Source organism: Paenibacillus etheri (assembly GCF_001012825.1).
Taxonomy (GTDB): domain Bacteria; phylum Bacillota; class Bacilli; order Paenibacillales; family Paenibacillaceae; genus Paenibacillus_AQ; species Paenibacillus_AQ etheri.
Genome location: NZ_LCZJ02000018.1, coordinates 681,129 through 707,898, shown reverse-complemented (window position 1 = coordinate 707,898; position 26,770 = coordinate 681,129). Strand labels below are relative to the sequence as shown.

The window sequence follows — 26,770 nt, the reverse complement described above, 5'->3', positions numbered from 1 at the left end:
TAAGGACTTCCTCCTTCCGTACAGGTGTTCTTGCCTCTTCCGGAGAGAACTTTGCTCTCCCTCATTATCCGCAGCGGACCACCGTATTCCACACAACAGAAATAATAATACCATAAAGAGCGAGCTATTACAACTTATTTTTCCTATTTAAAGCGGTAGCATATCTCTTTTTTTCGCCTTCGATTGGCAATCTTTACATAGACCAACAACAGTTCCATTATCTTGTGCATAGAAGATTAGCTTTCCATTCTTCTTCTTACAAGAAGAGCAAGGCTGCTCCCCTGGGCTCAGTTTGGCTTTGCGGTGACTATCCATTGAGATTACATTACTCCGTGTAGTGCGTGGATAATTTTTTGTATCATTTATTTTCCGTTTCCAGACTAAAAAATATACGACTGTCAAAACTACTAAGGTAAGCAAAATGGCTACATATTTCATTTGGCTCCCTCCACCCTTCAGGATTTATTAAAGAAATAAAGTAAAAAGACCGCCCTGTTCTGCAAGTGAGGTAACGGTCTATATCTGTTTCAAAGTAGCCTTAGCACATCTAAGCACTTCTATTCCGAAGAAAGCGATTTCCAGTAGCAGCCGAAGGTTGTATATGAGGACTTCTGTGCCCTTTTTTAATATGTACCCATACCGTATTTATCCAGTGAGTAATCTTTCATTTATTTTAGCACAATTGAAAATCGAAGTGTAGTGAACACTTTTAAGACCTAGTCTTTGGTCCAGTATAATAACCCGCCTCCAGCCGTTTTTACAGAAAAATCCCATACGCTATACTTACAGAAGTACATAACGAAGTCACATAGGTCAGATCAGATACACCCATATATGAGGAGGAGTTCATTCAATGAAGAAAAGGAATAGTAATAGTGTATTAGCAGCAGTAGCCGTATTATCTATCGTACTTTTGGCAGGTTGCACTGAATTACCAGGCAGACAATCCGCGAAAAACGATGTTGAAAAGAGTATTTCTGAAGATGCGCACCAAAACTTTGGTGATGTCGTCAAGCAAGAGCTAGGTAAAGCTGCTACAACTGTGCAGCAAGCCGTTGAGGAAACAGCTACTACGGTAGTTGACGAAATTAAAGCAGATAGCATTAGCAAAGAACTCTCCGTATCGCAAGCGATCGGTTCAGCGTCCGTACTCAGCATGGACAATGCAGTAGGAGAAATAGAAGTTACAGCTGTTACAGGAGATCTGATCCACGTAAATGCAACGATCTCATCCCACAACAGCTCTCTCCATGCGTCTGACCGTCAAAAGATTATGGATGATGCTGAAGTTTTAGTAGAGGTCAGTGGTGATACTTTAAAGGTGTCCACGCATTCCAAATCAAGTCCTAAGAAGGACTTATGGACATGGGCGCAAGACAAATATGGATATTCAGATTTTAGCATAAGCTATAATATAGAACTCCCCGCCAGCATGAATAAATATAAAATTACAAATAACGTAGGTCAGATTCATCTTCGTAATCTAGAGGGCAATTATCATATCGTCAGCAACGTCGGAGCGATCAATATTGAAGGGGCTAAAATCACTGGAAAATCCACTGTAGAATCCGATACTGGTAGTATACGTATGGATATAGCAGGGATGAAGGATGATAGCAGCCTAAAAGCCAAAACAGAGGTTGGCAGCCTCAGTGCTGTCCTAGCCGATGGTATGAAATGCAGCTTGGAAGCCAATAGTGATCTCGGGCAAATCAAAGGTGTAGAAGGTGGAAAGACCGATATTAACGGAGGCGGACCCTTGTTGTCCCTAAACTCAAATATTGGTGCAATTACAGTGCAGTAATCAGCAATAAACAGACCGTCCGGGATAATCGGGCGGTCTGTTTTTGATTTCTAGAGATTAAATTAATGCGATAGCCAGCAAGGTGAACAGACTCAAAGTTAAAATCTGATTTGAGGCAAAAGAATTTCCCCAAAAAGCAGAAGTATGCACAGAACCATTGTCAGTTCTTAAGTAAACATTGTATCTGTCTACATCTGTTATAACGCCTTCGTGCTGTCTACCGTCTCTAGTCAGAATCCGCACCCTTCTATCCTTACAACGCAAACAGTTATAATAAGCTTCCACTAGTGTACTCCTCCTTGTTCGTAATGATATAATCTATGTGTAGGAGTACAGGTCGGTAACGGCGAACTTACATAGGTCGGACTTTGGGTCAATATTTACTTTTTTCGATCCTTGTATCTTTCGTATTCCTCAAGGCTATAGATAATGTAAGACCTATCTTCGGCTTGCGGTCCGCAATATCCCATCCATTCGAGGAGGCCAATCTCATGAATGTAGAAAGAAAACAGTTCATTAAAGAAGGCGTACTGCGTATCACCATTTTCGTTATTTTAGCTTCACTTACTTACACCGTTCGCAACTATGCATGGGCTGTTACTGTTCTCGTATGTGTTGCGCTGTACTCACTCCTTACAGGAGTACACAAAATCTTACGCAAAGAATAACATGTGCCTCCACGAACTTTTATAGCAAGCTAAAACGCCTTAGGCGTCCTTTTAAGGACGGTAAGCGTTTGCGCGAGAATTATAAGGATAAAGTATATCGTGAATCGTATACTTTCTTATAATTTCAAAAAATAACCACTTTTCGCTGAGATGCTAGATCTCATTGGAAAGTGGTTATTTACCTTCCAAAAGAATAAAACCATTAGCGACAGCGAACACAAAATTCACCGTATCTAATGGTTTTATTCAGCCTAACGATTAATCCCTAACGTTCGATCTTATATGTTCACTCTTTAAATGGCGAATGGGAATTGCGATTTGTATAAAAATCGATAATATCATTCACGGTGCGGAGCGGCTCCGCTTCCTTGTGGATCGTGTCCACGTTAGGCTTGAATTCTTCATGCGTCTTCGTAGTCACTTCAGTTCATTCCCTTCAATAGTTAAGCTTGCTGCGTTATCAGCTGCATATATTAGTGCGGCTCCTCTATTCATTACCCTAAAAAGAAGCTTTTAACGCACCAATACTCATATTATTTTGAAAACTATTATTTTATTTGTTCTCAGGTACACATAACAAAAAACGCCTCCTTAACGTAAGATACGTTAAAAAGACGTCAAATATACCTGTTTCATTAAATTATTACTCCGGTTTGTCCACATTTCTTAGACGTTCCAGTGTCTTCTTGTCTTTCATCGTAAGTTCTGCAGTTTCAAGCAGGTCCGGTCTGCGTTCCAATGTGCGCAGCAGTGCCTGCTCTCTCCGCCATATGTCGATGTTAGCATGATGACCACTCAGCAAAATATCCGGTACCTTCCAGCCGCGAAACTCGGCAGGACGTGTGTAGTGTGGATATTCTAGCAGTCCCGTGCTGAACGAGTCAGATATCGCAGAGGTTTCATTTCCGAGTGCTCCTGGCTGAAGCCGGACTAGGGAATCTATAACCGTCAAAGCAGGCAATTCTCCGCCAGTTAGCACGTAATCCCCCATCGAAAGTTCATCTGTTACAAGATGCTCCCGAATCCGCTCATCATATCCCTCATAATGCCCACATATGAAGATTAAATGCTGCTCTTGCGCCAGCTCCTCTGCAATCTTCTGGTTGTAGGTTTTTCCTTGTGGACACATAAGAATGATACGTGGTTTCACAGAAACCTCTTCATCAGATCGACGGTTATCTTCCTCGTTTGGTGTAATACCGAGCACATGCTCGACTGCATTATAAATCGGATCAGGCTTGAGCACCATGCCCCCGCCACCACCATACGGTGTATCATCCACACTATTGTGCTTATTTCCCGAGAAATCACGGAAGTTCACAGCATTTAAGGAGACGATTCCTTTTTCACGTGCTTTACCAAGAATACTTGTGCTGAATACGCCTTCGCACATTTCTGGAAACAGCGTAAGCACATCAATTCTCATCATGGTAATAGCCCTTCCATCAAATGAACAGTAATTTTTTTGGCTTCTATGTCCACATTCAAGACTACATCATTGATTACAGGAATAAGGATGTCTTGTCCCTTTGCAGGCTTAACGACCCACACGTCATTCGCACCAGGCTGTAAGATTTCTGTAATCGTACCGAGTGGTTTGTTTTCATCTTCATCCGTATATACCTCACAACCGACGATTTGGTGGAAGTAGTATTCGTTCTCAGGGAGATCAACCAAATCATTACTTGGAACCTTCAGAAGGCTGCCTTTATACTTTTCCACTTCATTGATGTTCGTATACCCTTTGAGCTTAACGATGAACATACCCTTGTGCTCACGAGCGGATTCTACAGTTACTTCGAATTTAGCACTGCCATCTGCAGGGATCACCATCAGCTTCTTACCTGCAGCAAAACGAACATCAGGGAAATCGGTATGGGATAGTACTTTAATCTCCCCGCGAATACCATGTGTATTCACAAGTCTGCCTACGGTTAACTCTTCTGTCATATAACCCTCTCCTTTACAAGCTTCATTTAATCTATATTTGAACAAAAAGGAGCCGGGATATACTATCCCTAGCCCCTCATTGTACGCATCATTTAAGATAAAATATCTACAGTTACGCGTTTATCGCTCTTGACTGCTGCAGATGTGACTACTGTACGGAGCGCCTTAGCGATCCTTCCTTGCTTGCCAATGACCTTTCCTACATCATCAGGATGTACGGACAGTTCATAGACAATTAGGTGATCCTTCTCCACCGCTCGTACCGTCACATCTTCTGGATGATCCACTAAAGCCTTAGCAATTACTCCAACTAATTCTTCCATAGAGGACCCTCGCAATCAGTCATTATTTCTGTTGCTTAAGCTCATGAAACTTCTTCATTACGCCAGCTTTGGAAAGCAAGTTGCGTACTGTATCAGATGCTTGCGCACCTGTTTGAAGCCATTTAAGAGCTTTTTCCTCATCGATCTTAACTACTGCCGGTTGTTCAATCGGATTATAATAACCGATTTCCTCGATAAAACGACCGTCACGAGGGGACCGGGAATCGGAAACCACTACACGATAGAAAGGCGCTTTATGCGCTCCCATTCTTTTCAGACGAATACGTACTGCCACGAAAAATCACCTCCTTAAAATAGTTTCGGGATATTAGAACAGCAAGATCATTTAAAAGGGAACTTCATCCCTTTGCCGCCTAGCCCTTTAAGCTGCTTCATGGCATTCTTCTTGGAGGCCTTGCCGCCTCCACCCATCATGCCGGAGAATTGCTTCATCATCTTACGCATCTCATCAAATTGCTTGATGAGTCGGTTGACCTCAGCGACCGAGGTTCCGCTACCGGCAGCAATACGTTTGCGGCGGTTATGGTTAATGATCTCAGGCTGACGTTTTTCCGTCTTAGTCATAGAATGAACTATGGCTTCAACGCGACCCATTTGCTTGTCATCAACTTTTAAATCTTTAATACCCTTGGCTTTGTTCATGCCAGGCAGCATATCAAGTATTTGATCGATCGGGCCAAGCTTCTTCACCTGATCCATTTGCTCAAGGAAATCATCAAACGTAAATTCCGCATTACGCATCTTACGTTCCATTTCCTTAGCTTTGTCAGTGTCAATATTCGCTTGAGCTTTCTCAATCAGCGACAGCATGTCGCCCATACCCAAAATCCGCGAAGCCATTCGTTCCGGATGGAACGGCTCCAGCGCGTCGATCTTCTCACCTAGCGCAGCGAATTTGATCGGGCAACCAGTAACGGCTTTGACGGATAGTGCAGCACCACCGCGGCTATCGCCGTCGAGCTTCGTCAATACTACCCCTGTAAGCTCAAGCTGCTTATTAAAGCTCTCGGCTACGTTCACGGCGTCTTGACCGGTCATTGCATCTACTACAAGAAGTACTTCATCAGGATTTACAACATTGTGAATCTGCTTGAGTTCTTCCATTAGTTCTTCATCAATATGCAGGCGGCCTGCAGTATCGATAATAACATAATCGAGTCCGTTATCCTTCGCATGCTGTACAGCTTGTCTGGCAATTTCTACCGGACTAGTCTGATCCCCAAGCGAGAACACCGGCACCTTAATCTGTTCTCCCAGCACTTGCAACTGCTTGATAGCAGCAGGACGGTAAATATCTCCCGCAACCAGGAGCGGACGATGATTGCCCTTCTGTAACAGCTTGGCCAGCTTACCCGAAGTGGTTGTCTTACCCGCCCCTTGTAGACCCGTCATCATAATGACAGTCGGTGGCTTGTTCGACTTGGCCAGCTTCGATTGGCTTCCGCCCATCAGCTCGGTTAGTTCCTTATTAACGATGTCGATAATGACCATGCCAGGTGTAAAGCTGTCCATGACTTCTGTGCCAATAGACTTTTCTTTCACCTTAGCCACGAATTCTTTAACTACCTTGAAGTTAACGTCGGCTTCCAGAAGGGCCAACCGTACTTCGCGCATAGCTTCGTTTACGTCATCTTCGGATACTTTACCTTTACCGCGCAGCTTGCTGAACACATTCTGCAATCTTCCGGTTAAACCTTCAAACGCCATATGCAGTTTCTCCCTTCATGCTACTCTAACCTCTGCAAGCGATCCACGATCTCCGCGAACCGAAGTTTATATTGCTCAGGCAGCATCCCATTCTCCGGCAGTCTGCGCAGTTCTTCTAAATATTTGGTACGACTCTCATGCTTCACTAATAATCCAAGTTTTTCTTCATAATTTTCTAGGACTTGCTCCGCCCGTTTAATATGTTCATAAACGGCTTGGCGGCTGATTTCAAATTCAGCGGCAATCTCTCCCAAGGAAAAATCATCGTGAAAATAATATTTAAGAAACGTTTGCTGCTTATCTGTAAGCAGTCGTTCATAGAAGGCAAAAAGCAGATTGATACGATTCGTTTTCTCGAGTCTATTCTCCTGACTCATTAAGAGCACACCCTTCGTCAAGGAAAAACACTTTACACCTTCACAACGTCCCTTATGATACCTAAAAGAAAGAGAGATGTCAAGCATTTTTGCTTGTCATCTCTTTCTCTATTAAAAATCCCTTATTCCCGTAGAAAATCCGCTTGAAATTATTGGATCGGCAGTACATAAATCAATACGGCGAAGAAGTGTGTAACACTACCAGCAAGAACAAATACATGCCAAATCGCATGATGATATGGAAACCCTCTCCATACATAAAAAACCGTGCCTAATGTATAGAGTATTCCACCAGCCATCAGCAGGATCATCCCACCGTCTGCTACAACAGCCGAAAGAGGATTCCAGGCGATTACAATCAGCCACCCCATTGCGATGTAGAAAATGGTGGACATAAACAGAAACTTTTTAACAAAAAATGCTTTGAAGAAAACGCCAAATACTGCGATCCCCCAAATAACGCCGAATAAGCTCCAACCAAGCGTACCCCGAATGGCGACTAACAAAAAGGGTGTATACGTGCCTGCGATAAACAGATAAATAGCGGAATGATCGAAAAATTCGAACAAATCCTTCGCCTTACCCTCTTTGAGACTATGCACTAGTGTTGAATTTAGATACAGAAGAAGCATTGTCGTTCCATAGATGGAGAAGCTGACCACATGCCATGTCGTTCCCTTCAGACTTGCAAAAACAACGAGCAGGACAAGTGCAGCCACGCTTAATACCGTTCCAATCCCGTGCGTAATCGCATTTGCGACTTCTTCTCTCCGGCTGTAGGTGTGAGTATTTGCCATATCCATATCCTTCCGTCTAAGCTTTCTTTCTATTATACCACGCGCGCCCTACTTGATTACAGTTTGTAAATTTCTGTATACTTCGCTTCTAAATAATCAGCCAAATAATCTGGGCTTAGCGGTTCACCCGTTACTTGTTCAATAATTTGAGAAGGCGTTAAGCTATTTCCGAAACGATAGATCTTATCGGTTAGCCATTCTTTAATAGGTAGTAGATTCCCTGCAGCAATCAACTCATCAAACTCCGGCAGCTCCTTACGAAGTGTATTCAGAATTTGTGCAGCGTACATATTACCTAAAGAGTAGGAAGCAAAATATCCGAAATCCCCACCCGACCAATGGACATCTTGTAGCACACCCAGAGCGTTAGAAGGCGGAGTAATGCCCAAATACTCTTGATACTTAGCATTCCATACTTGAGGCAAGTCTTTTACAGAGAGACCCTCATTAAAAATAAGCTTCTCGATCTCATAACGCACGATAATGTGCAGATTGTATGTAAGCTCATCTGCTTCGATCCGGATAAAGGAGTTCTCCACGCTGTTGATCGCCCGGTAGAAATCTTCCAACTCCACATTCGCAAGCTGCTCAGGAAATTGCTGTTGAAGATCACTGTAATAACGTTGCCAGAAAGCCCGGCTGCGTCCGATCATGTTCTCCCATAGTCTCGATTGAGATTCATGAATCCCCATTGAGGCTCCTTGAGCCAGAGGTGTTCCAATAAAATCCTTGCTGATATTTTGCTCATAAAGCGCATGTCCACCTTCATGCAGTGAACTGAATATGGCACTAGTCACATTATCAAGCAGGTAAGCAGTCGTAATGCGAACGTCACCTGGATTCAATCCTGTAGCAAAAGGATGCACACTCTCATCTAGACGGCCTGCGTCAAAATCATAACCCATTTGCTCTAAAATAAAATTGCCGAACTTTTCCTGCTGTTCTTTAGGGAAGATCTGCTGTAAGAAGCTTGTGTCCGGCTTATTGGGCGAAGCAGCGATAGCTTCTACCAATGGTACCAAACGGCTGCGTAGGCGGCTGAATACTTCATCCACTTTTTCTACCGTAAGATCAGGCTCATACATATCCAGAAGCGTATCGTACCGCGTTCCTTTTACGCCCCAATAATCGATAAATTCTTGCTTTAGAGCAACTATCTTGCTTAAATAAGGCTCAAAAGTTTCAAAATCATTGTTCTCCTTGGCTTCTTCCCAGATGGTTTGGGAATGTGCGGACAGGACCGCATACTCCTCAAATCTTTTGGAAGGGATACTCTTGCTGCGCTCATATTCTTTACGGCAATCTGTAACGATCTTCTTCTGATCAAGTGATAGCTGGGTAATCACTTCAGGACGGATAAAAAATTCTGTAAATCCTCCCATTTCTTCCGAAATTCCGAGTCTGAACAGTTCTCCGCTTAGCATCCCTATCGTACCCGAACGAACTTCAACTCCCTTACGCGGCGCACCGGTACGCAAATCCCAGTGTAGTAATTCTATGGCCTCTGAATATCCACTTATCTTTGATAATAAATCGCTAAATTTCTCCCACTGTTCCTTCACTTGCTGTTCCATTTTATTACACCTGCTTTCTCTGTTTTACCGACTCCTCTTGATGATACTTTTTTGAATGAGTATAATCAACTTCAGAGATTACATCTCTAATTTAAAATATTCAATGGGTTACATAAGAAGCAGATCTTGCTTCGCACAAAATTCGAAGGAGCGTGAACAGGCTATGATGATTCAAGTTACACCTCTCGCAGAAAGGAAGTTGAAGGAAAGGCTTGAAGATCAGCCAGGATTTTTCAAGCTCTTTTATGATACGGAAGGCTGCGGGTGTGACGGAATTAATGTATTACTGATTGTTTCAGAAGTGGAAGACGGCGATTCCAGGATTGAAAGTGATTCCCTTCCCTTTATCGTAAGCCGCCAGCAGGAAATCTTTTATGAGGACAAGATACGTCTGGATGCCGAGGAACGATTCTCTTCCTTTAAGCTAGACAGTGATTCACAGATTTACGGAAAAAATATCCTGGTAAGAGATATGCGTAATGTAAGTACAATTCAGTGATTTTAGGGAGGAAGAACCGCCATGAGCCATGTATCCGATATTATTAACTTTAATAAAAGTTTTGTAGAGAATAAAGAGTACGAAGCCTATTTAACTAGTCGCTATCCAGATAAAAAAATGTTGATTATCACCTGTATGGATACCCGTCTGGTTGAACTATTGCCAAAAGCTATGAACTTTAAGAACGGTGATGTCAAAATCATCAAAAATGCCGGAGCGGTTATTTCTCAGCCCTTTGGTAGTGTTATGCGTAGTGTCATGGTCGCGCTATATGAACTAGACGCAGAGGAAGTCATCGTTGTTGGACACTATGAATGTGGTATGGCCTCACTCAATGCGGAGCATATGATTAATTCAATTAAAGAGCGCGGAGTATCTGAAGAGGTGCTATCTACACTTGAGAATTCCGGGATCAAGCTTACTAAATGGCTGCGCGGATTTGACAACGTAGAACATGGGGTAATTCAAACGGTGGACTTGATTAAACGTCATCCACTGCTTCCACCAAATGTACCTGTACATGGCATGATCATCGATCCGGCAACGGGAGCGCTTGAGCTTGTCGCTGACGGGTATAAATAACTTAAGAAACAACTCTCTTACTGCTGTTTGCGTGGATCCTGGATCCACGCTTTTTTTGTGAATAAAAAAGTATAAATTATGACAAGCATAAACGCCTTCAGCGTCCTTATAAGGACGGTAACTGTTTAAGCGGGAAATATAAGGATAATATAGTTGCACAGCATATACTTTCTTATATTTTAAATAAAAATTGAAACCTAGTAGATCTAGCTGCGTACTACTGAACATGCACACAAATTCATACTCACAGGAGGGTTTTCGTACTAAATGAAACCAATGAAACGCGTAATGATGATTGTAATGGCCTTCACTCTATTTTTCGCCGTAGCTACCCCGAACTTTGTGGATGCGAAGCGAGGTGGTGGCGGATTTAAATCCGGCACTCGTAACTATTCAACAACTCCAAAAAAATCAACAACCGATAGCGTAAGGAAAAGCGATAGCACTAAAGGCTCCACAGCAGGATCTACTGCGAATACGAAACGTGGGTTCTTCAGCGGTGGCGGCTTAATGAAGGGCATGATGATCGGTGGTTTGGCCGGGCTGCTGTTCGGCGGAATGTTCGCCGGCATGGGTGCCTTCGGTAACATTCTAGGCTTCGCCATTAATATGCTTGCTATCTATGTACTCGTAATGCTCGTAATGTCCTTCTTCCGTCGTAGAAAAGAACGTCGTCGCTTAGAAGATCAGGGTGGGCGTTACTAATGTCAACAATGGTTCTAAGCATGGATGAGATTATCAATGCCCTATGTCTACACATGGCTGAACGTAAAGCGGTTCGCCCTGAAGATGTTCAGGTAGAACTGAGCTGGGAAGAAGACACCGGATACTCTGCAGAGGTTTGGGTACAGGGACGTAGTCAATATTTAGTGGAGTCCAACATGATCGAAGCAATCCTACGTTACATGCTTAGCGAATATGGCATTCGTGCATATCGCGAAGATGTAAGGCTAGACCTGGATGAGGAAATCACGGCGATTGTAACTACACAGAACTAAGCGTTTAAGCGAGAAATACAAGACATGAAGTATAGTTTGAAACTTATACTCTCTTATATTTTAAAGAAAGGGACAACCCAAATGGTTGTCCCTTTTTTGTATACATCTATTCATAGAAAAATTGCTTTACCGTCCCTACTCCATCCGTCACTTCAACTTCAGCGTACGCTCCGTTAATAAGCGTAATTTGCGGTGGAATATGACCACAATCGATATCATACACAATAGGTACCTGGAGCTCCTCAGAAAGCTCTGCATAGATGTCTTCGGCCGTATAGTTCTCTACTGGCCGATTAGCAGGACTTCTGCCAAACATGATGCCAGAACAATTATCGAACCAACCTGCCAGCTTCATTTGAACTAATGACCTGCGTACATCAACCGTATTCAGTTCGCAATTTTCCAAGTACCATAGGATCGGTTCATTGTTAATCATTTTTTCTTGGAAATGCCGCAGATCGCCAAATGGTGTGCCAATCAGATGCCTAATTACATCTATGCATCCCCCTAGTAGACGCCCTTTCATAGTTACTGGACCAGAGGATACAGTCTTCCAAAGGGTATCTTCTGTCAAGTGGAATACATAAGGCGTAGGAGCATCATGTTGCCATTCCCCTTGATATTTATTGGATGAGCGCTGGATAATAGAATCGCCTACTTGCGTCGTTAGTACCGCTTCCCACATAGCTGTGGTATCATCCGAATACTCACCTCTTAAATCAACAAGGTTAGTCCCATGAGCCGTGGCAATCCCTGTTCTTAACGTAATTGCAAGCAACAGCACGCTAATATCCGAATAGCCTAAGATCCACTTGTCCTTCATCGTATCAAAATCAATAAATTCAAGAACCTCAATTAACAACTCCCCGCCCCAAGGCGGAATAAGGATATCAATATGCTCACTGCCCATCATCTCGTTAAACTCCTGAGCACGGACTTTGGCCGGTGCGGATTTGGCTTTCTCTTGCGTCCATACCGTTTCCCCACAAATCACATTAAATCCTTTAGACTCCAAGCGGCTTGAAGCCAACTTAATTAACTCTGCATTTTGAGCGCCTACTCCAGATGAAGGTGCAGTTACCCCTACTGTCGCATTCTTGTTCAAAATAGGATATCTAATCATATGACACCTCCCAGTTTACAGCAATTATATCAAGAGTAACCTTCATTTACACTTTCTTATATTTCAAAAAAAAAGAACATGGCTAGACGCGTCAACGTACGATCGCGAATTCAGCACATGTCCTTATTCAATAGAATGCACGTTTTAGAGTAAAGAAATAGCAAGCAGCTCGAACAACACAAGCGGTAAAATCACATTATTATTGAAAGGAGGACCCGGGTAATGACCTGGATACGGACCAGGACCCGGATGAGGATGATGAGGATGATAAGGTTGGTATGGATTATAATAACCGCGTGGCATTTGCCCATTTACCGCAACGTTCAAATATAAATGCTTATTATCTACTCCGGCAATAGTGCCTTCATGCACTAAGCCATCTAAAGTCTGTACATTCACCTTATGGTTTAGGTAAGGCTTGCAAGATTGATGCAGGGAATCACGGACACCGTGCAGGTGCCGGATCACCGCAGGATCGGCCTGGTAAATCACATTCTGCTCTTGCCCAGTGTTATATGTCGACATGGATGCTCTGACCTCCGTAAATGGATTTGCTCCATTCTATGCAGAAGCCTATATCACGGTGCCTATTTGAGAGATATCTTTATACTGGAAGAGCTACTTTCTCAACTTTCACATTTACCGAAACAAGGGACAAGCCCATCATATTCTCCACAGCATTACGTACATTTTTTTGCAGCATATAACAGACCTCTTGAATCACACATCCGTAATTCACAATAACCCGCAGGTCGATGGCAACGTCTACTTCCTTCACTTCTACAGACAATCCTTTTTTTACATTTTTACCGCCCAAACGTTTCGCCCAGTTGTCCGAAATATTACTTCCTGACATCCCAGCAATACCTGGCGTTTCCAGAACCACCTGTCCAACGATCGATGTGACTACATCATCTGAGATATGAATTAATCCTTGCTCTGTTCCTTCATTCATATAAACAACCTCCATCATATTTGATAATTTAAGAGATATTAAAGGCTCTCCTCTACCTCAACCTCTGCCCTGTGGTTCTTAACAAACAAATTATACACTTTGGTCAAGAGGATTTTCACAATCATATACAGTGGAATAATCAGCAATATCGCAATAATCCCGCCTATATCTCCACCAACCAACACTAAGATGATCGTTGTCAGCGGATGAATATCAAGCTTTTTCCCAAAAATGTAGGGAGCAATCAAATTATCCTGGATTTGCTGAGCTACGAGAACGATGATGATGGACCACACTGCAATGGACGGCGATTGGATGAATCCGATAATAAAAATTGGGATGCTGGAGAGAATTGCACCAATGAAAGGTACAAAATTCATCACAACAGCAATCACTGTCAACAACAATGCATACTGTAGTCCAATAATAAGGAAACCAATATACATCAAAACACCAAGCGCCAGATTGACTAATACCCGACCAACAATGAATCCACTTAACGCACTGTCAATTTCACTCATCATTGTAGTCCCTTCTCCACGATACTTCTTTGGAAAGAAACTTACAATCTTACGACCAAATTTCCCACCTTCCTTAAGCATGTAAAACAACATAATAGGAAAGGTAAATAAAATAATCGCGAAATTTGAAACAAAGGAGAATAGACCCGTTACGTAATTCGAAATCAGATTAAATCCTTTATTCAAATATTCAGTCAATTGGGAAGCAAGATCCATATCTGCTGGGATAATAGAAGCTAGGAATCCACTGTCCTCGAGCCTCAATAACTGCTGATTCACGGCTGCGATCAGATTTGGCATATTATCGACAAAATTAATTAGCTGTGTTCGAAGTGAAGGCCATACTCCAATACTAAAACCAAACAAGAGCAATGCAATGACCACATATACGATGATAATCGCAACAGAGCGATTTAGTTTATATTTCTCCAAAGTATTGATTAGAGGTCGGAGTAAATAATAGAAAAATCCTGCCAACATTAAGGGGACGATAATAACATTGAACAAAGACAAGATCGGTCTGAAAATAAAATTAACGCGTGAGCCTAAAAATACGATGCCTAACACCAAAAGGATCGCTATACAAACTCGAATGAATGTGTTCAGTTTAGCCATAGTTCTCTCCCATCTTCTATTTTTGGGCACCTTTCATCCCGCTATTTGGGAATACGTATGGTGAATACCGTTAGTTCCTGCTTTTCGCGGCTGAGATGAAGTGTGCCACCCATTTTCTCTGTATTTTTCATAGCAATGGATAAACCAAGGCCCGTTCCACCTGTTGTTGACCGTGCTTTATCTCCACGAACAAACGGATCAAACAACGTTGACCACAGCTCTTCAGGTATGCCCACTCCGGTATCTGCAATTTCAATGGCAACCTCGCCCTCTGTTGGTATAACCTCCACGCGTAGATGAGTGCCTGGCGGATTATAGGTCAAAGCATTGGAGATCAAATTATGAACTACGCTCGAGAGCAGCTCCGCATCAAAGCTTGCTATTACCTCCTGTTCAGGAACATTCAGCTGCAGGATGAAGTTCTTTTGTTCAATCTCACCATAGGAATCTGCAACGATCTCACGAATAAATTCGCCCAGTTCTTGACGCTCCATACGTAGTAAAAAATCCGGGGAATCTATTTTAAGCAACTCCACCATGTTTTGAATCAGTTTGGTCACTTGCGAGGATTTATTATAGATATAGGTTAAATACCGTTTCTGGCGTTCTTCATCCTCACCACGACCTTCAACCAACGCTTGCGCAAAACCCTGTATACTCGTAATGGGTGTCTTCAGGTCATGCGAAAGATCAACCATCATACGTTTCTTGCTTTCCTCTGCTTGGCGTTTTTCTTTGGTCGTCTTCTCAATTACGTCCGCCATATAATTAAAAGTCTCTCCAATTTGCGAAAATTCTTTCTCAGCATATAGCGAGATTCGAGTATCATAGTTCCCTTCAATCATCTGCTTCAAACCAAGCGTAATGATACGCAGCGGCTTCCTGATTCTTCGTGCCACCCAATAGCTGTACACGATAATAAGCAAGAGAACCATTCCAACTCCTAAAAAGACATAGTATGAAAGCGAGTGGTTGAAGTATTCAACTAATGGATCACTATTAATTGAAATGTCGATGACTTCTCTAGGAATTTTCAAAAGCAGCCACTCTGACTCATTCTGATTATTGCGTGTGGTCAACGAGTAGAAGTACGCCTGATCCTCTCCGTTTTCCAGATTACTTAAGAGCTGGATATCGGTATATTGCGTTACATCGTCTTTCTTCTCCCCAACTACCTCGATGACTTTCTTTTCTTGACCCAAGATCTCAATCCATCCACCGCTACGCAGAAGCCGTTTGGTTTCTATCCCATGCTCCAGATTATCTCGATAGGCACTTGCTTCAACCTTCAAATCAGGATCAGCGATTTTATTTTTTTCGAACATATGGGTCACATCAAGATTAATGAACAAATAATAAACAATCACAAGAAAAAACAAAATGCAGATGAATAACAAAAAATCCAGCGTCAGCGATGATTGTAAAGGTCGTTGATCTCTATTGCTCCATAGGCGCTTCAATTTTGTATCCCAGCCCTCTAATAGTCTTTAAATACACTGGTTTCTTAGAATCTTCCTCGATCTTTTCCCGGATATTACTAATATGTACCATGATACTATTATCTTCGTACACATAGAAATCTTCCCACACTGCTTCATATATTTTTTTTCGTGTAAAGACCCGGCCTGGTTGTTTCATCATCAATTCCAGAATTTTGTACTCGGTAGAGGTAAGAACGACGGGTTCCCCTGAACGATAGAGCAGACACTGGCTTTGATCCAGCCTCAATTCTCCCAACACAATCTGTTCAGTCGCCTTTTCTTCAATAATCTGTGCGTCAAAATGATGTACCCGCCGCAGCAAAGCTCCTGCACGAGCTACAATTTCTAATGGATTAAACGGTTTGGAAATATAATCGTCGGCACCGAGTTCAAGCCCCAAGATTTTGTCGTAATGTTCGCTTTTTGCAGATAAAAACAACACCGGAAAATGATGAGACTCACGAATCTTCTTCAATAGTTGCAGTCCATCTAGACCAGGCATCATAATATCAAGAATCGCTAAATCAATTTTATGGTTCTGTACTTGCTGTAACGCTTCAGTCCCACTGTTCGCTTCCACAATGTTGTACTCTTTCTCTAAATATAATCTCAATAATTCCACAATTTCTGCTTCATCATCTGCGATTAGAATTGTATACACAGTAATCACCCCATCTAACTATAATCTTCGATTATTAAACCCACCTAAACTCAATCTAAAGAATAGCTAAATTATTACACCAATCAAATTCTTATATTTAAATAAAAATCGCACACAGGAACTCGTCCCATGTACGATCGTAAAATCCCAAAAATCTGAACACCAGCTGGCAAGTCTAAACGCCCTCGGAGTCCTATTAAAAAGCAACCCCAATTCCACCTTCACCCGCATAGGTTCCCATTACAGGTCCCATACTTGAGAGTAAAACTTCTTTGAATGGGTGCTTTTGCAAGATGCGTTCTTTAATCTCAAGCGCAAGCTTCTCACAGTTACTGTGCACTATAGCGATAACAGCCTTCTCGTAGTCATGCTGCTTCTCATCCAAATGGGCAAGCAGACGGTTTAACGCCTTTGGAAGACCACGGGTCTTCTCCACTACCTCAACAGTACCCTCTTCGCTGATTTTGAGCAGTAGTTTGATATTCAGCACGGAAGCAACCGCTCCTGATATCCGACTTAGACGTCCGCCCTTCATCACATTCTCAAGCGTATCCAGTGTAAAATATGCACGAACTTCATCTATTTGCTGAAGCACCTTGTCCTTCAGTTCCTGCAGACTTGAACAAGTCTGTGACCACTTCGCCGCAAGGCCCACAATCAGCGACAACCCGCCAGAAAAGGTCTTGGAATCTATAACCTCTATCGCATTGGTGTGTCCTTCTTCTTGGTACATTTCCATAGCGATCATAGCCGTCTGATAAGTGCTACTAATATTAGAGGACATACAAATGACCATAATGTCAGTACCTTCCTCTACTTGCCTGAATGTCTCAAGGAATTGGTTTGGACTTGGACTTGCCGTAGTAGGTAGCTCCTTGGATTCACTCATTTTAGCATAAAAGGTTTTCGTATCCGTATCCGCAGGCATTAACTCATGCCCAAAATGAACCGGTAGATGGACTACGGAAACATTATACTTCTCCATGTAGTCAAGGGGTAGGTCAGAACCGCTGTCTGTTATGATCTTGATTGCCATAATATAAGTACTCTCCTTTCAATATCAGTACTATTATAGCTATCGCCAAATGAAATCTCCAGTAACCAATATAACTTGAAAAATCCTTCAATTTGTGCTTATGTCTTTCTTCCTTAACTTGTCCGAATATGATATGGTTTATGAATAAGCGTATAGAAATGGAGTGTATGTATGAGTAAGGGAAGAGTATGGAACCGAGGCAAGCATGATGGAACAGGACTATCAAGGAAAAAAAGCGTGGATCAAGAAGTTACAACATCTACTGAAACTGAAGCGACTGAAGCTTCAAATGAACCGTCTAATTCCAGAATTGATACAGTTAAACCGATGAATCGTACAAACTGGGTAACTCGTCCTGCACGGGTTATCAATAAAGATTCCAAAAACAAACAATAACTATGACAAATAGGGTTTCAGAACTTGTCCCTGAGTTCTGAAACCCTATTTTTATATGTTCTTAACCGTAGGTAGTTTACATATTTACATCCGGACGCTTATACAAAACGAGTATGATTTCTGTTTCTATTTCAACAATATTTAAAATGATAATTTGGAGGATTGAGCTAACAGCAAACAGGGTTTCGAAACGGAAATCACTCGTTTCAAAACCCTGTTTGTTTATTGTCTAAGGCAGCCTAAAGAGGCGGCCCTTTGCTAATCTTAACATTATGCACGAGTGGAGAGAATGAATCTCTCTAGCGCTGCTGTATCCGTAATCCTATGATTACATTCTTGGCTCTCAATGCATATATATTGGCCAATGGATGAATAATCATCCGGCGAAGATTTCGCAAGCCTGGTCTTGACCGTAAAGAAGGCAAGCTGTTGCTGCCGATTACAGAACAGGCAATACCCCTTCTTGTTCATCGGTGTCATTCGACCCTCAATACCGATAAACTGCCCTTCTAACGGGTATACAATAAATAATTTATTGGTAGCAATATCTATCCAGCTCAGATAAGTCATATATCGAAAATCGATTGCTGATAAATCAGGTACCTTCAGCTTCTTATTCTTAGGGAATAACTTCTGAATCTGATTCGGTGTAATCTGTGGAAATGTTTCTAAATAAGGCTCTAATCCACTAAGATACTTCTGAAAATCGTATGCAGTCTCAAAGGTAGATATTTGTTGCAGCAACTGTTGCTGATTATCACTTAGTGTTGGAAAAGCTTCTACAACATTCAACGAAGAACGATATCTTACCGTCTCCAAGACTCTTCGATCCGCTACAGTTCGCAGTGTTTTTAGAAGGAAATCCGTTTGTTTCTTAATTAAATTATATTGATGGTTTCTAATAAATGGTGTATTCATTGCTCTTCAGCCCCTTATTTGTTATGAAAATTCTATAAGGTGCAAAGCCCATTATTAGAAACGATATGTTTAGTTTGGGCGATCATCCATCCTATCGCACCTCACGCAAAGTATCGCCCTAATTTAGGCTTTGCGTGAGGAACTTCTAGCTAATGGGCAAACCAGCATTAGCACAGTACCACCTCCGATTACATTCACGAAAAAAGTATAACAGGAATGTTTGGAATCGGCTAGACCACGTTGCCAACCTCTGCTTCATCTCTAGAAGGGGCTTCACCAATTAGCTGTTTCAAAAGTTTCTTCATCAAGACTGAAGCTTTCACTTTGGTGTGAAGACAAGGCGAAAATACGAATGAATGACCATGGAAATCATGAATAATTTACCTTCTTTTACAAACACTACGAAACAAAAGGAGGCTGATGTTTCATGTGTCAACGTTTTTCTCTGGCGGCTGAACTGCAGGAAATTAGGGAGCATTTTGAAATTAACCGGGTGATGTACTACTATAAAGACCGCTATAATATTAGTCCCACGCAGGATATGCCGGTCGTATTACAGCAGGATGGTGAGCGAATTCTAGATGAGTTCCGCTGGGGATTCGTTCCTTATTGGGGAAAAGATGCGATCAATGCAGATCTCCGAAATGTGCATCAGAATCCAACCTACCGCAAGATGGTGGACAAGCATCGTTGTATTATCCCGTGCAATGGATTTTACTATTGGAAAAAAGAAGGCAAGAAGACTTATCCAGTTCGGGTTGTCATGAATAATCGCAGTATGTTCGGAGTGGCTGGTCTATACGAAATTTGGCGTGATACGCGCGGGGAACCTCTTCGCACCTGCTCTTTGGTTATGACAGAAGCTAACCCACTGATTAGTGAATTTGAAAGCCGGATGCCGGCGATTTTGTCCCCCCAGGATATCACTCGATGGCTAGATGAGGAGACAAATGATCTGGAAGCACTGAATCCGATTCTGCGGCCTTATTCAGCAGATGAAATGCAGGTGTACCCAGTCACACCAATGATTAACGACAACAGGAACGACTCGGCTGAATGTATTCGGGAAATGGATCTGAAGGAGTCCTGGGTAAAACCCTGAAATAGTAGCACTCTAAAAATAAAGCAGCGATTGTAAGGCTGGAAACTAAAGCCTTAACATACCGCTGCTTTTATTGTTATCGCTGAATATTGAAAGCAAGTCACCGATTGGATATCTTTCCTCTACTGTCTATTCGACGGAGAGTACAGATTCATATAGTTCAAGCTTTTCAAAAACATCATCAACCCATTCTTGATCATCCCATATTAGTGGATTGTCAATCCTTCTTTCCGCAGGGTGACCCGTTGTGAAAGTGTCTACACCATCTTTGTATCCAAAGTACAAATCAACAATTTTTAATGACTTATTTGAAGATTGAACTAACAGTTTGCAAGTCATTCCAGAACCTTCGTTTGAAAAAGGTAAGCTTAGTCTGTGAATTTAAGAAGATTTGCATTCGAGATGTAGTTCTCAAAGGATACAGTTTATTGTTTCGCAACGGCTCCGGTATAAAGATTAACGAAGGCTTTACAATACCTATCGTGAATATTCTCATAAAATCACCTTTTTTAACCCATTCTTTGTTTCTTTTTGAAATCTTACTGGTGCTCTGTCGTTGTGTATTAACGCCCCTCCTTTATTTAGTATTTGTTAGAGTTCTTTTACGGTTCTCTAATTCCATAATATACTAAATCAGGCTCCTATATGGGGTGAAATAGAAGTTTCTTCATTCCTTTTGTAAAACTAAAGATTTAAGCGTGAACAGTAAAAAGCCCATTAGCGCAATATGCGTTAATGGGTCATGCCGCTCTTGTATTATCCAAGCATTGCGGCTTGTCGTTTGTACTGATCCTCCAGCACTAAACAAGCCATAGCTTCTACGACAGGTACGATTCTTGGGCAAATACATGGATCATGTCTGCCTTCGGTGCGTATCTCTTGCTCTTCCCCTTTGATGTTAGTCGTTTGCTGTGGCACAGAGATGGAAGAAGTAGGCTTTACACTGATCCGAAATACGATTTCTTGTCCGGTGCTAATCCCCCCGATGATTCCTCCGGAATGATTAGTAAGAAAACCATCGCTGTTCCTCGCGTCATTATGCTCACTCCCCAGCATCGTTGCCGCTTCGAAACCAGCTCCAAATTCTATCCCTTTAACAGCGCCAATGGACAGCATAGCTTTCGCCAGTTCTGCATCCAATTTATCAAAGACTGGCTCTCCAAGACCCGGAATTACACCACGAATACGGCATTCCACAATGCCACCACAGCTATCCCCAATCTCGGCTAACCCTTCAATTTTTTTAATCATTTTGTCAGCTGCAATTGGATCACAGGCGCGGACAGCATTTTGTTCAATCACACCCTCATCGAAGGATTCACACTTTATACCTCCGATTTCTTGCGTGTATGCTACTACCTGTACACCTCTTCTCTCTAACAACTTACGAGCTATCGCACCTCCAGCCACTCTTGCTGCAGTTTCTCTACCTGAAGCACGTCCACTACCGCGATGATCCCGAATACCGTATTTCTCTAAATAAGTAAAATCGGCATGACCCGGCCGAAAAGCGTTCTGGATCTCGCTGTACGCTTCTGGTCTCATATCGTGGTTTTGAAGAACTACAAAGAGCGGCGTACCTGTTGTTTTCCCCTCAAATACTCCAGATTGTATATGGACAACATCATATTCCTTACGAGGGGTAGTCACCGAAGATTGGCCCGGCTTTCTCCGATCCATTTGTTTTTGAATATAAGCTTCGTTAATCTCGACGCCGGGTGTTACCCCATCCACTATGACCCCTACCGACACACCATGTGACTCACCGAAGGTTGTAATTTTGAACACTTCACCGAATGTATTTCCTGCCATTATATATGCACTCCTTATTTAATATTGGACCTGTACGCCTAACGCTGACAAACGGTCAAAATAATCTGGACAGGTCTTGGAGACACAACCAGGGTCGATAATCTGAATATTCTCAATCTTCAAGCCGATTAAAGTAAGCGCCATAGCCATCCGATGATCGTCATGAGAATTTAGTAAAGCTGGGATTGGCTGACCCGGATATACCGTTAGACCATCCTCAAACTCTTCTACACGTATTCCGAGCTTACTTATTTCTTCACATATCGCGGCTATCCGATCACATTCATGATGTCTGATATGTGAGGCATCCTTTAGAGTGATTGGACCATCTGCAAAAATAGCCATAGCAGCCATTGTTAGTGTTTGATCCGACCACTTCTTCATACTCACTGTGAATCCACCCTTCATCCGTGGGACACCTTGCACTTCAACAAAGTTCTCCCCTCGAAGAACGGTACAGCCCATTAACTCCAAAACGTCTAAGAACTCGATATCAGGTTGACTTGTATGGCTAGCATTAATCCCTTCAATTCGTACACGGCCTGCCGTAAGCGCAGCTACCGCCCAAAAGTAACAGCATGTGGATACATCAGGCTCTAAAGTGATCATTTGACCTTGATACTTTCCTGCAGGAACCGTTATCGATTGACCGTCCTGAGACGCTTCTGGTGTTACACCAAAGGAGGCCATCATGGCAAGAGTCATTTCGACATAGTCTCTTTGCACAACTTCTCCATCAATATACACGGTTACCGGTTCTTTGGCATACGGTGCAGCTAGCAGTAACCCACTAATAAATTGACTTGAAGTGGAGCCGGGCAGTGTCGCCTTTCCTCCTTGCAGACCTTTTGTCTCTATTGTAAAAGGTAAACAACGCTCGGCTTGTTTATACTCAAATTGTGCACCAAGGGTCGTTAATGCGTCGAGTAATGGCGCGAGTGGCCGCTCACAAAGTCGTTTACTTCCATTCATCGTCCAAGTGCCAGTCCCTGCCGCGAGCGCAGCGGGTAAGAATCTTGCAACCGTACCTGCCGCTCCTACATATAGCTCACCAGTCGGATTCGGCCAGTTGCCGCCACATCCTTCCACAACAGCTGTCTCTTCTTCTATCACAACGGGAATCCCCAGTTTCTTTAATGATTCAATACACCAGTAAGAGTCATCACTTCTTAATATTCCCTTTATTTCTGAACGTCCATCAGCTAAAGCAGCGATTACCAAGGCCCGATTCGTCAGACTTTTACTTCCTGATATGGTTATCGTCCCATTGATTACCGCTTTCGCTGGGCTAATCTTTACTATGTGTTTATCGCTATTCGTTGACCATGGAGAACGTGCTTCTAAGTCCGGTTGATTGGATTCCATTTCATCCACCCCTTTGAATTATTCCTCTACCCTGATTATAATGAATGAAATGAAATAAATGAAATAGGATTTTTACCATAATGATATAGAGGTGATCTATACCACATGTTCAACTTGGAATGGTATCGTATTTTCTGGCAAACGGCACGTCATCGAAATTTAACAAAAGCTGCAGGGGAACTACATATTACACAGCCTTCTGTGAGTTATGCCATTAAACAAATGGAAGAAGCTTTAGGACTGAAGCTGTTTCACAGGCTGTCCAAAGGTGTAGAGCTTACAGAAGAAGGGCGAGCGCTATTTGAATATGTGGAGCAATCCTTTTCCATGCTAGATTCTGCACAGAAGCATCTGGAGAGCTTGAAGCAGTTAAATGAGGGAGAAATACGAATCGGAGCCAGTGATTATCTGATCAAGCATCTTTTGTTGCCACACTTGAACACCTTTCATAGCACATACCCAGGTATACGAATTCGTCTCTCTCATGGGAAGACGCCAGACATCACTAAGCGTTTAAAAGATGGTGAGATCGACTGTGCCTTTGTCCATATGCCTCTTCACGATCCGCTGCTAAATATACAGACGCTGGCTGTATTGGAGGATTGTTTTGTAGTAGGTGAAGCCTATCAAGAATTAGCAAGTCGTTCACTAACCATGAAAGAAGTGTCAGAACTGCCTTTAATCCTATTTTCTCAAGGGAGCAGCACTAGAGTATTTGTTGAGCAATGGTTTGCGACTAAGGGATTATCGGTAATACCAGATATTGAATTGGGGAGTATAGAACTGCTGGCAGAGTTCGCCAGATTAGGGTATGGGGCAGCTTTTATCAGCCGTTCTTTCGTGCAAGAGGATCTTCACAGTGGAAAGCTTTATGAGTTGAAGCTAGATGATCCGCTTTTACCTCGCAGTATAGGCTTTGCAGTACGACGGGATCGAAAGCTGTCTGTTGCGGCTGAGCAATTTGTTCAGATGATTGGTACACGACTATCAGAGGGGTTATAATTCTTTCGCTAAAAAAAAGCAAAAACACCGGGAGTTCCGGTGTTTAATTCATTCCTAAAGCTTCTTTAATTTGTGGGATAGATAAACCGTTTGATTTCATCTCTTTGATCCAAAGAATACGTGCGACGGTTTCCTCTCTTTTATATCTGCGTGTTAAATTCTCCTCGGCCTGTTCAAAGGGAAGCATGCCTTCTTCTGTGTAATGTTTGAGTGTACTATAACGAGAATTTGTGATTCTTACCAATTCACCTATAGATACGTACTGTGAAGCTAATATATTCTCCATGGAACGTTGTCTAGACATTGATTACCAACTCCTTTACAGCGGGCGCTTCGGAACAAGACGCACACCTTGAATTGGCACTTTCATCATTACAAAATGCGGGATCGCTTCGTATATCAAATTATCAATTTTAAGGGTCGCAATCGATCCTCTCTCCATCACCTTAACTTCATGTCCGTAGGACACTAATCTTGTAATAACTGCGTCTAGTCTTTGATTAGAATTATCAAACCAAGACTCTGTTTCTATAAAGACAGCTCGTGATGGTTCTAGGGCAGGGAATAAAAGATTGATACTACTACCGATAAAAGTCTTCGCAAACTTTGTCTTCAATTCTAAAAAGCGTTTGATTCCCAGCTCAATACCATGGCGAATTTGTATTGGAAACAATGCCTTTGCCCATAAATTACTTTGGTATAGATCATGGAGTTTGATATTTACCTTTTCTATTTCATTCAGCGAGAAGAAATTATGCATGCATCCACATTCACGAAGTAGCCACAGCATACAAATGACCTCATCCGTTACTGAACCCTCTTCCAAAATCTCTGCGCGGATGTTCTCTGTAATGCTTGAGTACACCTCCATATTACTGCGATAAGCTCTAACTTCAACTTCGGCAGTATCAAAAAACATATCACTCCCTAACAGACTTGGGATATCTTCAAGCAGAGTCATTGCTTTAAGATAATCTGAAATCGCTGTCTCGAACTTTTTTAATTGCTTGTTAGACAGCATGGAAGCCTTTTTTACCCACCAATTTAAATCACCCTTCAATTCAGCATCTTTATGAAGAAAGGGTTGTAGAATCGTTTCTCTATAAAGTGTTGAATGAGCTTGATCAAATCCTTCCTTGGGCAAAGTTAACTTGTTCTCTAATTGCGTAAAACATCCCTCTAAGTAAAGCTCCAATATAACCGCTGCTGCCATACAGCGTAAAGACACTTTCTTGACAGTAGTCATGTGAAGACTTCTCTGTGCATTAAGCGCGATCACTGAAAAACTTGGTGCTAATTTTAAATCCATCATAACCATCCCCCTATCCATAAATTGGTATTTACTGGATGATATTTATTCCGTATGGTGAGCGTTTTGATTTACTTACTACTTACTACTTACTACTTACAATACTCTACATTTACATTATTTTCAAGTGTTCTTGAATAACTAAAATAAAACCTCAACTTGTAATCGGAGACTACTAAAAGAACGTACAATTATATCCTTTCAAGCAAAAAAAACCGATCGCCAAGCAATTTCTTACATTGCTTACCGATCGGGTATTTGAATTAAAAATAAACCAAGATATTCTTTTTATGTATGTCCTTAAGTCAGTAATATCCAGCACTGAGGTACAAAGTTATTTTCTTTTCATATTATAAAATAAGACCCGCAGTGAAAGGAATTCAAACTCATGGAATATTTGAATATGCTGGCTAAATTAGGTGTTGGAAATGCTCATCCCGGAGGGTTTACTGCAACTTTAAAGCAGTTTGAACAATATCCGGTACCACCTGCTTCCCGAATCCTTGAAGTTGGTTGTGGCACTGGCAGAACATCTTGTTATTTAGCTGCGCAAGGTCATGATGTAACAGGTATAGATATTCACCCAGATATGATCTCAAAAGCAAAAACACGGGCTGAAAAAGAGAATTGTTCAATTCAATTCTTAGTAGGAGACGCAAGTTCGCTCCCTTTTCCTAACGAGTCATTTGATGTGATTCTTGTTGAGTCTGTATCCATTTTCACTGATACAGAAAAGGCATTTTCTGAATATTATAGGATATTGCGGACTGGAGGCAAACTTTTTGACAGAGAAATGATTCAATATAAACCTATGTCTACAGAAATCAACCAAGTGATTACTACATTTTATCATGTTGAGAATCTATGGGACTTTAATGATTGGTCAGCATTAGTAAACACTATGGGATTTTATCATTCACAGATAGATGGTCCCTTCTTGTTTCCTAAATCAAGTGAGGATCTTACAGAGCATCCAGACCATTATCAACAAATGGATGCTGATTCCTTTCTTGACCACACTATTTGGGAAGTGATCAGTAAGTACAACAATATAATGGACCGTTATCATGAATACATCGGATTTATTCTCGTTATTGGAACGAAATAAAGGATTGGCTTGCCCATCAGCATTTGCGAAGAAAGAACAATAACCTTGAAACAGTGGTTATTGTTC

34 protein-coding genes are annotated in these 26,770 nt (G+C 42.0%); 10 read left to right on the top strand and 24 right to left on the bottom strand.

The annotated features are described in order from the left end of the window. Nucleotides 1–147: 147 nt before the first annotated feature. Entirely contained in the window at nt 148–438 is a 291-nt protein-coding gene (locus UQ64_RS08745) for a hypothetical protein (RefSeq protein ID WP_060623040.1), read from the bottom strand. 415 nt (nt 439–853) lie between these two features. Here UQ64_RS08745 and UQ64_RS08740 point away from each other — a divergent pair, with 415 nt between their 5' ends. Next, nucleotides 854–1,804 carry a hypothetical protein gene (locus UQ64_RS08740; protein ID WP_060623039.1) on the top strand — a complete coding sequence of 317 codons (951 nt, stop codon included), beginning with the start codon at nt 854–856 and terminating at the stop codon, nt 1,802–1,804. A 57-nt stretch (nt 1,805–1,861) separates the two neighbouring features. Here the strand turns inward: UQ64_RS08740 and UQ64_RS08735 are convergent, their stop codons facing one another. After that, complete coding sequence (locus UQ64_RS08735; RefSeq protein WP_060623038.1) at nt 1,862–2,089, bottom strand: hypothetical protein; 228 nt, start codon at nt 2,087–2,089, stop codon at nt 1,862–1,864. Between the two features lie 206 nt (nt 2,090–2,295). Between UQ64_RS08735 and UQ64_RS30735 the strand changes: the two genes are divergently transcribed. Next, nucleotides 2,296–2,472 (top strand): hypothetical protein, encoded by a 177-nt coding sequence (locus UQ64_RS30735; RefSeq protein WP_156113147.1) that lies wholly within the window; start codon nt 2,296–2,298, stop codon nt 2,470–2,472. Nucleotides 2,473–2,758: 286 nt separating this feature from the next. Here the strand turns inward: UQ64_RS30735 and UQ64_RS32540 are convergent, their stop codons facing one another. The 9 genes from UQ64_RS32540 to UQ64_RS08695 all read right to left on the bottom strand — a co-directional run bounded on the left by UQ64_RS32540 (nt 2,759) and on the right by UQ64_RS08695 (nt 9,221). Beyond that, nucleotides 2,759–2,893: a hypothetical protein gene (locus tag UQ64_RS32540; RefSeq protein ID WP_279306913.1), complete on the bottom strand. Its 135-nt coding sequence runs from the start codon at nt 2,891–2,893 to the stop codon at nt 2,759–2,761. Nucleotides 2,894–3,115: 222 nt separating this feature from the next. Further along, the gene (gene trmD / locus UQ64_RS08730; protein ID WP_060623277.1) at nt 3,116–3,898 is read right to left on the bottom strand and encodes a tRNA (guanosine(37)-N1)-methyltransferase TrmD; all 783 of its coding nucleotides are present in this window, start codon (nt 3,896–3,898) and stop codon (nt 3,116–3,118) included. After that, nucleotides 3,898–4,422: a ribosome maturation factor RimM gene (gene rimM / locus UQ64_RS08725; protein WP_060623037.1), complete on the bottom strand. Its 525-nt coding sequence runs from the start codon at nt 4,420–4,422 to the stop codon at nt 3,898–3,900. Before rimM ends, trmD begins: the two co-directional genes overlap by 1 nt. A 92-nt stretch (nt 4,423–4,514) precedes the next feature. Continuing rightward, complete coding sequence (locus tag UQ64_RS08720; protein WP_042128982.1) at nt 4,515–4,745, bottom strand: KH domain-containing protein; 231 nt, start codon at nt 4,743–4,745, stop codon at nt 4,515–4,517. A 22-nt stretch (nt 4,746–4,767) separates the two neighbouring features. After that, a complete protein-coding gene (rpsP, locus tag UQ64_RS08715) occupies nt 4,768–5,040 on the bottom strand; it encodes a 30S ribosomal protein S16 (RefSeq protein WP_036688604.1) in 273 nt (90 codons plus the stop codon). Between the two features lie 47 nt (nt 5,041–5,087). Further along, nucleotides 5,088–6,473: a signal recognition particle protein gene (gene ffh, locus UQ64_RS08710; protein ID WP_060623036.1), complete on the bottom strand. Its 1,386-nt coding sequence runs from the start codon at nt 6,471–6,473 to the stop codon at nt 5,088–5,090. A 20-nt stretch (nt 6,474–6,493) separates the two neighbouring features. After that, on the bottom strand, nt 6,494–6,850 hold the full coding sequence (gene ylxM, locus UQ64_RS08705; protein ID WP_036688609.1) for a YlxM family DNA-binding protein: 357 nt from the start codon (nt 6,848–6,850) through the stop codon (nt 6,494–6,496). Nucleotides 6,851–6,999: 149 nt separating this feature from the next. Beyond that, the gene (trhA, locus tag UQ64_RS08700) at nt 7,000–7,647 is read right to left on the bottom strand and encodes a PAQR family membrane homeostasis protein TrhA (RefSeq protein ID WP_042189474.1); all 648 of its coding nucleotides are present in this window, start codon (nt 7,645–7,647) and stop codon (nt 7,000–7,002) included. Between the two features lie 56 nt (nt 7,648–7,703). Continuing rightward, complete coding sequence (locus UQ64_RS08695) at nt 7,704–9,221, bottom strand: carboxypeptidase M32 (RefSeq protein WP_060623035.1); 1,518 nt, start codon at nt 9,219–9,221, stop codon at nt 7,704–7,706. A gap of 163 nt (nt 9,222–9,384) precedes the next feature. Here UQ64_RS08695 and UQ64_RS08690 point away from each other — a divergent pair, with 163 nt between their 5' ends. From UQ64_RS08690 to UQ64_RS08675, 4 genes are all read left to right on the top strand, one after another. After that, nucleotides 9,385–9,720 carry an iron-sulfur cluster biosynthesis family protein gene (locus UQ64_RS08690; protein WP_060623034.1) on the top strand — a complete coding sequence of 112 codons (336 nt, stop codon included), beginning with the start codon at nt 9,385–9,387 and terminating at the stop codon, nt 9,718–9,720. Nucleotides 9,721–9,741: 21 nt separating this feature from the next. Next, complete coding sequence (locus tag UQ64_RS08685; protein ID WP_060623033.1) at nt 9,742–10,302, top strand: beta-class carbonic anhydrase; 561 nt, start codon at nt 9,742–9,744, stop codon at nt 10,300–10,302. A 276-nt stretch (nt 10,303–10,578) separates the two neighbouring features. Then, nucleotides 10,579–11,007: a hypothetical protein gene (locus tag UQ64_RS08680; protein WP_425339579.1), complete on the top strand. Its 429-nt coding sequence runs from the start codon at nt 10,579–10,581 to the stop codon at nt 11,005–11,007. 8 nt (nt 11,008–11,015) lie between these two features. Continuing rightward, entirely contained in the window at nt 11,016–11,300 is a 285-nt protein-coding gene (locus UQ64_RS08675) for a YxcD family protein (protein ID WP_042132285.1), read from the top strand. Nucleotides 11,301–11,406: 106 nt separating this feature from the next. Here the strand turns inward: UQ64_RS08675 and UQ64_RS08670 are convergent, their stop codons facing one another. The 7 genes from UQ64_RS08670 to UQ64_RS08640 form a co-directional block, all read right to left on the bottom strand. After that, nucleotides 11,407–12,423: a S66 family peptidase gene (locus UQ64_RS08670; protein ID WP_060623031.1), complete on the bottom strand. Its 1,017-nt coding sequence runs from the start codon at nt 12,421–12,423 to the stop codon at nt 11,407–11,409. A gap of 144 nt (nt 12,424–12,567) precedes the next feature. Continuing rightward, nucleotides 12,568–12,948 carry a hypothetical protein gene (locus tag UQ64_RS08665; protein WP_060623030.1) on the bottom strand — a complete coding sequence of 127 codons (381 nt, stop codon included), beginning with the start codon at nt 12,946–12,948 and terminating at the stop codon, nt 12,568–12,570. Between the two features lie 79 nt (nt 12,949–13,027). Beyond that, entirely contained in the window at nt 13,028–13,378 is a 351-nt protein-coding gene (locus UQ64_RS08660; protein ID WP_042129003.1) for an Asp23/Gls24 family envelope stress response protein, read from the bottom strand. Between the two features lie 38 nt (nt 13,379–13,416). Then, nucleotides 13,417–14,514, bottom strand: coding sequence for an AI-2E family transporter (locus UQ64_RS08655; protein WP_060623029.1), 1,098 nt, complete (start codon nt 14,512–14,514; stop codon nt 13,417–13,419). Nucleotides 14,515–14,555: 41 nt separating this feature from the next. Further along, the gene (locus tag UQ64_RS08650; protein WP_245237896.1) at nt 14,556–15,893 is read right to left on the bottom strand and encodes a sensor histidine kinase; all 1,338 of its coding nucleotides are present in this window, start codon (nt 15,891–15,893) and stop codon (nt 14,556–14,558) included. A 58-nt stretch (nt 15,894–15,951) separates the two neighbouring features. Then, on the bottom strand, nt 15,952–16,656 hold the full coding sequence (locus UQ64_RS08645; protein ID WP_060623027.1) for a response regulator transcription factor: 705 nt from the start codon (nt 16,654–16,656) through the stop codon (nt 15,952–15,954). A gap of 196 nt (nt 16,657–16,852) precedes the next feature. Continuing rightward, nucleotides 16,853–17,692: a DegV family protein gene (locus UQ64_RS08640; RefSeq protein WP_060623026.1), complete on the bottom strand. Its 840-nt coding sequence runs from the start codon at nt 17,690–17,692 to the stop codon at nt 16,853–16,855. Between the two features lie 171 nt (nt 17,693–17,863). On the opposite strand from UQ64_RS08640, the gene UQ64_RS08635 reads away from it, so the two are divergent. Then, a complete protein-coding gene (locus tag UQ64_RS08635) occupies nt 17,864–18,088 on the top strand; it encodes a hypothetical protein (RefSeq protein ID WP_060623025.1) in 225 nt (74 codons plus the stop codon). Between the two features lie 270 nt (nt 18,089–18,358). Here the strand turns inward: UQ64_RS08635 and UQ64_RS08630 are convergent, their stop codons facing one another. After that, nucleotides 18,359–19,006 (bottom strand): FusB/FusC family EF-G-binding protein, encoded by a 648-nt coding sequence (locus tag UQ64_RS08630; protein ID WP_060623024.1) that lies wholly within the window; start codon nt 19,004–19,006, stop codon nt 18,359–18,361. 427 nt (nt 19,007–19,433) lie between these two features. Here UQ64_RS08630 and UQ64_RS08625 point away from each other — a divergent pair, with 427 nt between their 5' ends. Next, nucleotides 19,434–20,108, top strand: coding sequence for an SOS response-associated peptidase (locus tag UQ64_RS08625; RefSeq protein ID WP_060623023.1), 675 nt, complete (start codon nt 19,434–19,436; stop codon nt 20,106–20,108). Between the two features lie 129 nt (nt 20,109–20,237). On the opposite strand, the gene UQ64_RS08620 is transcribed toward UQ64_RS08625, so the two are convergent. The 3 genes from UQ64_RS08620 to aroA form a co-directional block, all read right to left on the bottom strand. Then, complete coding sequence (locus UQ64_RS08620) at nt 20,238–20,447, bottom strand: hypothetical protein (RefSeq protein WP_060623022.1); 210 nt, start codon at nt 20,445–20,447, stop codon at nt 20,238–20,240. Between the two features lie 417 nt (nt 20,448–20,864). Continuing rightward, a complete protein-coding gene (aroC, locus tag UQ64_RS08615) occupies nt 20,865–21,920 on the bottom strand; it encodes a chorismate synthase (RefSeq protein WP_060623021.1) in 1,056 nt (351 codons plus the stop codon). 18 nt (nt 21,921–21,938) lie between these two features. After that, nucleotides 21,939–23,285, bottom strand: coding sequence for a 3-phosphoshikimate 1-carboxyvinyltransferase (gene aroA / locus UQ64_RS08610; RefSeq protein ID WP_060623020.1), 1,347 nt, complete (start codon nt 23,283–23,285; stop codon nt 21,939–21,941). A gap of 105 nt (nt 23,286–23,390) precedes the next feature. On the opposite strand from aroA, the gene UQ64_RS08605 reads away from it, so the two are divergent. Then, complete coding sequence (locus UQ64_RS08605; RefSeq protein WP_060623019.1) at nt 23,391–24,287, top strand: LysR family transcriptional regulator; 897 nt, start codon at nt 23,391–23,393, stop codon at nt 24,285–24,287. 43 nt (nt 24,288–24,330) lie between these two features. Here UQ64_RS08605 and UQ64_RS08600 read toward each other — a convergent pair whose 3' ends face one another. Then, nucleotides 24,331–24,591 carry a helix-turn-helix domain-containing protein gene (locus tag UQ64_RS08600; protein WP_060623018.1) on the bottom strand — a complete coding sequence of 87 codons (261 nt, stop codon included), beginning with the start codon at nt 24,589–24,591 and terminating at the stop codon, nt 24,331–24,333. Between the two features lie 15 nt (nt 24,592–24,606). Next, nucleotides 24,607–25,599 carry a hypothetical protein gene (locus tag UQ64_RS08595; RefSeq protein WP_156417493.1) on the bottom strand — a complete coding sequence of 331 codons (993 nt, stop codon included), beginning with the start codon at nt 25,597–25,599 and terminating at the stop codon, nt 24,607–24,609. 385 nt (nt 25,600–25,984) lie between these two features. On the opposite strand from UQ64_RS08595, the gene UQ64_RS08590 reads away from it, so the two are divergent. Next, complete coding sequence (locus tag UQ64_RS08590) at nt 25,985–26,704, top strand: class I SAM-dependent methyltransferase (protein WP_060623016.1); 720 nt, start codon at nt 25,985–25,987, stop codon at nt 26,702–26,704. Nucleotides 26,705–26,770: the final 66 nt, after the last annotated feature.